The organism is Kamptonema sp. PCC 6506, from assembly GCF_000180455.1.
Classification (GTDB): domain Bacteria; phylum Cyanobacteriota; class Cyanobacteriia; order Cyanobacteriales; family Microcoleaceae; genus Kamptonema; species Kamptonema formosum.
On the sequence record NZ_CACA01000035.1, the window covers coordinates 1 to 4,340 of the forward strand.

A 4,340-nucleotide genomic window follows, 5' to 3' on the forward strand; every position below is an offset into this window, starting at 1 on the left:
AAAGCAACCAGCCTCCACACCTAAACAACGCAAAAATCCCTTGCAAGAAGCAGCAGAATTGTACGATCAGGAGCTTAAAAAGTTAAAGAAAAAGAATCAGAAGTAAAAGTTTTGTAAAGTAGCCAAGTATTTATGCTTCACCTCACAGTGAAGCGTCTCAAGATCGTACCTGGTCGTCGTGAGGGGTCGAGCATAGCCCACCAACTTCTTCACAGTCACAACATCTAACCCAGCATCGAGGCGGTAATCGCAAAACCAAACATCCGGCTCCAATCGTGGGGTGAGAAAGACTCCAGCACCGCCAGATCCTTCTTTTTGTTTAAAAACTACAATAAGTGATTAAAGTGTTTTTTATGACCAGTATGGTGTAGAAATGGCACTTCTGTCAGCGGAAAAAACGGATACTGCTACTGACCAATTGCTGAATATGTGGTTGCATGGCAAAAGCAAGCGCACTCAGAGTTATTACCGCCTGTATGCCCAGCGCTTCCTGGAGTTTGCGGGTAAGCCTCTGTTATTGGTCACACTGGCAGAAGTCCAAGGGTTTGCGACTTCCTTGGAACAGAACAACCTGTCAGCTTCAACTCAGCGCACCATTATGGCGGCCGTCAAATCCCTGCTCTCGTTTGGAACCAAAATTGAAATTTTGCCCCGCAATGTGGGAGCGCCCCTCCCGCTTCCGAAAGCTCCTGATACCCTATCGGAACGGCTGCTGTCAGAAATAGAAGTGCTGACAATGATAGATTTGGAATCAAATTTGAGAAATAAACTAATTATAAAAACGCTTTATTATGGGGGATTTAGAGTGTCAGAGTTATGCGCTTTGAAGTGGAAGCACTTATCGATTCGCAACAATAAAGGGCAAATCACAGTGACGGGAAAAGGTATTAAAACCAGGACGGTACTCATCCCAGCTTCTCTGTGGGTAGAATTGCAAAGGTTGCGGGGCGATTCAGGGGAGAACGAGCCGGTGTTTCGCTCTCAAAAGCACAGCCACGACGGGCAAGGACACTTGCAGAGAGAGTGGGTACACAAGATTGTTCAAGCCGCCGCCAAACCTGCGAAAATTACTGGTAAAGTTTCACCCCACACCCTCCGCCACGCTCATGCTTCTCACGCCTTGGAGCGGGGTGCAAAAATTCACTTAGTCAGTGAAACATTGGGTCATTCCAGCATTGCCATTACCAGCCGCTACCTCCACGCTCAACCTGATGATAGTTCAGGACTATACTTGCCATAGCCAGTAGGAGGCGTTGCTGAGAGAGTCGCGTGCTAGATTGGTTGAGCGTCATTTGGAAACTTAGAAAGAGTAAATGCTCAACCGAATTGGAGAGCAACAACCGGAAACCTTGAAACTGCTCTCACCGGTGCCACTGGCATTGCATCCAGTAGCGGTGTACCTCAACAGTTTGGGAAGCGATCGCTCGAAGGCAACGTTTGATTTTGAATTGGTCACAATTGCCCTCGGAAGGTCGCTACACTTAACTATCTCTGAAAAATTGCACTAATGCCAACTGAAGACAATCATTCAACATCCTCTAGCGAACCCACAGAACCCACTCAGAAACACAATCCCTTTGCTCTCTCTTATGAGTTAAGTTTAAATATAATAGAAGGAGTTGAGTTAATTACCAATCAACTTATCTTAGGACAGAATGTAACTCTCGATTTATTTGGCGGTAAAATTTCTCAGATTCCCGAAGCTATCAACGTTGACTTGATTGCTGAGTCAGGAGTTAAAGCATCAATTGCTGAATTTTTACCCAAATTACCTAAACAGAGTATAGACCAAATTATAGTTAGTAATCCCCAGGCATATTTTCTTGAATATGCAGCACCCGTACTAAAAATAGGAGGTCGTCTTTATATCAATTCCACTAAAAGAAATCCTTTTGGCAAACTCCCAAGTGTCGAAATCATTGAGCAACTGGGATTAAAAGTTTTACAAGAAAATGCGCCACTAGATACCAGATTTATTAACCAAAAATTTACCAGGGAAACGCCTAGAAATGATGGCACTTTAGAAATTCCATTATCCAGCTTAAAAACAACTATTTTGGAAAAAATAAAATGACTATAATTAGCAATCATTTTGACCTACTATATTTTACCAATTGTAACTTAGAGCCACCTTTAATTCGTGATTCAAAAATTGTCATTCCCACCCGTCAACTAGGGTTACTACCAGGTCATCCACTTAATCCCCAAAATGAAATATTTTTCCTATCCAAATCTTACCTAATTTTCGATGAAGTGAAATCATCGGTACGTCAGCTAACTGGATATGTAGAAGAACCTCCTGGTTCTAATCGTTTTCAACCTTTGGAAGAAAACTCTACAACAGTCATAGATGATGATTTTCCCGATGTTGGTAAAACTGTAAGTTTATTTGGATTAGAAGGTGCTTTTGAGAACCCGTTAGAATGGGTTGATTGGGAAATTGAAAGTGCATCATTTTATCTAATGGAACATCCATCCGATGACTGGGAATTTACAGAGTTGTGGATAGATGCAAGGAATTTTCCTCTAAAAGTTATGCTTTTGGTTCGAGATAAGCAAGGAATTAGCTGTGTTTACGATCCATCTCAAAACAATCGGCTAGTTTTTTTGAGTTTCACCTATGAAGAGGCGAAGTTATGGTTAGAAAAACAATATAAACTTGTGCCACAGCGTTTTCCCAAGGAGGTATGTGTATAAGCTGCACATGATGTGTTATATGTCAATATATTGGACGGGCAAAATCGCTGGAAAGGTGAATATTTAGTTAGTCATAACTTACCTCAAATCCCGATCGTGTTTTAGTAATCAAAAACCGCCCCAAGTATTAATCAATCAAAGTAGTGACAGACTGGTACAATCATAAATTACGATAAGATGTGGAGAACGTAGGTAAAAAGTGGTGCAAAAAACAGCTATTACTGATGTTATTAAAACATTTGCGGATGTGGAAAGTCGCTTTAATTTGAGGCGGACGGAAGATGAGCGATTTTTTACGGAATGGTATGAGAGTTTGCCAGAGATTACTGATGCAGAAAAAGAATCTCTAGATTTAATTAGACGGCGGTATCTTTATCATTTAGCAGGTGGGAGTCTGACTGAGGGGACAGTGACGCTGCTAATGGGTTCGCCTTTATTAGAAAAAGCAGGTTTTTATGACTCTCCTTTTAAAATGCGGGGGGAGGCATCGGTTGAGATTATGTTGGATGAAGATGAAGATGATGCAGAAAATTTGCGGGGTCGAATTGATGTTTTAGTAGTGCAAAATCGGTTTTGGGTGACGCTGTTGGAGTCAAAACGGACGACGATTTCGGTAATGTCAGCAGTGCCGCAAACGCTGGCGTATATGATGGCAAATCCCAATCAGGATCGACCGGGGTTTGGCATGGTGACAAATGGGAATGAGATTATATTTGTGAAGTTATCTCAGCAGGATATAATTCAGTATGATGTTTCAGATATTTTTTCACCCGTACCTTTACGCAATCGTCTATATGATGTTTTGAGGATTTTAAAGCATATTGGTCAAGTTATTGCAGAAGGATAGACTGCGATCGCAGTTTCTGAAGTGTATTTTTGTAACGGTCGATCCTAACCACTCCTCCAACACATCGAAATCAGCTAGACAATTCGGCTCCATAACGCTCCCAAAATCCCGATGCCCTCAAAATAGGAATTTGCTGAAACTCTCCCAGCACCAGTAAATCTTCATCTCCCGAAACAATTACCTCCACTGGAACAGACAGCGCTGCCTCTAAAATTTTTTTATCCTTCGCATCTCTTAATTCAGGAATGTCAGCCAGCAGTATTGGCTCACAAAACTGTGTCATTCGCCTTACTTCTGAAAGCAGATAATTCACTGTTATCTCTAATTTTTGGAGACGCAGTTGCAGCTTAGGATAACCTAAAGTCTGTTCTAGTTCCTGAAACAAAGATAAAGACGTATAAACAGTAATCTTTTCCAGTGCAGCAAGCTGAATGACCTTTTTAGGATTTCCACCCCAAAGCAAGCCATAAATCTAGATATTCGTATCCAATAAAACTTTCATCCCTTCACATCCGCTGTCTAACTTCCTTCACTATTGCCGTAATTTCCTGCATTGAAGGCTGTTCCGGGTCATCCCCAAGCTGCTCTATTCTTTGCCATAAATTCGATAATCCTTTGAGCTTTTGAATCTTCTTCAAAACAATCGTATCCTCTTCTTGCCAAAGAATATATTCATCCCCTGGTTGTAGACTTTCCCGGACGGATGGTGGCAAATTTAACTGCCCTTCTGTTGTTACCTGAATTACTAAAGGTGGCACAGTCATTTCCCTATCTCCTGCAAAATCACGAAATTCAA

7 protein-coding genes are annotated in these 4,340 nt (G+C 41.6%); 5 read left to right on the plus strand and 2 right to left on the minus strand.

Features of this window, described 5'->3' with window-relative positions; all coding sequences use genetic code 11:
* Nucleotides 1-373: 373 nt before the first annotated feature.
* The 5 genes from OSCI_RS02010 to OSCI_RS02030 all read left to right on the plus strand — a co-directional run bounded on the left by OSCI_RS02010 (nucleotide 374) and on the right by OSCI_RS02030 (nucleotide 3,544).
* Nucleotides 374-1,240, plus strand: coding sequence for a tyrosine-type recombinase/integrase (locus OSCI_RS02010; protein WP_007353181.1), 867 nt, complete (start codon nucleotides 374-376; stop codon nucleotides 1,238-1,240).
* A 73-nt stretch (nucleotides 1,241-1,313) separates the two neighbouring features.
* A complete protein-coding gene (locus OSCI_RS30990; RefSeq protein WP_019487972.1) occupies nucleotides 1,314-1,508 on the plus strand; it encodes a hypothetical protein in 195 nt (64 codons plus the stop codon).
* Nucleotides 1,508-2,074 carry a hypothetical protein gene (locus tag OSCI_RS02020; RefSeq protein ID WP_007353182.1) on the plus strand — a complete coding sequence of 189 codons (567 nt, stop codon included), beginning with the start codon at nucleotides 1,508-1,510 and terminating at the stop codon, nucleotides 2,072-2,074. The genes OSCI_RS30990 and OSCI_RS02020 overlap by 1 nt, the downstream gene beginning before the upstream one ends.
* Nucleotides 2,071-2,697: a hypothetical protein gene (locus OSCI_RS02025; protein WP_007353183.1), complete on the plus strand. Its 627-nt coding sequence runs from the start codon at nucleotides 2,071-2,073 to the stop codon at nucleotides 2,695-2,697. The genes OSCI_RS02020 and OSCI_RS02025 overlap by 4 nt, the downstream gene beginning before the upstream one ends.
* Before the next feature lie 199 nt (nucleotides 2,698-2,896).
* Complete coding sequence (locus OSCI_RS02030) at nucleotides 2,897-3,544, plus strand: hypothetical protein (protein WP_007353184.1); 648 nt, start codon at nucleotides 2,897-2,899, stop codon at nucleotides 3,542-3,544.
* 70 nt (nucleotides 3,545-3,614) lie between these two features.
* Here OSCI_RS02030 and OSCI_RS02035 read toward each other — a convergent pair whose 3' ends face one another.
* Nucleotides 3,615-4,007 carry a putative toxin-antitoxin system toxin component, PIN family gene (locus OSCI_RS02035; RefSeq protein WP_007353185.1) on the minus strand — a complete coding sequence of 131 codons (393 nt, stop codon included), beginning with the start codon at nucleotides 4,005-4,007 and terminating at the stop codon, nucleotides 3,615-3,617.
* Between the two features lie 43 nt (nucleotides 4,008-4,050).
* Nucleotides 4,051-4,340 (minus strand): hypothetical protein (locus OSCI_RS02040; RefSeq protein ID WP_234708693.1); only part of this gene is annotated, 290 nt, incomplete at its 5' end.

Bases quoted from the DNA above. Each gene is read 5' to 3' on its own strand.
- OSCI_RS02010 (WP_007353181.1), top strand. From the start codon at position 374: ATGGCACTTCTGTCAGCGGAAAAAACGGATACTGCTACTGACCAATTG.
- OSCI_RS30990 (WP_019487972.1), top strand. From the start codon at position 1,314: ATGCTCAACCGAATTGGAGAGCAACAACCGGAAACCTTGAAACTGCTC.
- OSCI_RS02020 (WP_007353182.1), top strand. From the start codon at position 1,508: ATGCCAACTGAAGACAATCATTCAACATCCTCTAGCGAACCCACAGAA.
- OSCI_RS02025 (WP_007353183.1), top strand. From the start codon at position 2,071: ATGACTATAATTAGCAATCATTTTGACCTACTATATTTTACCAATTGT.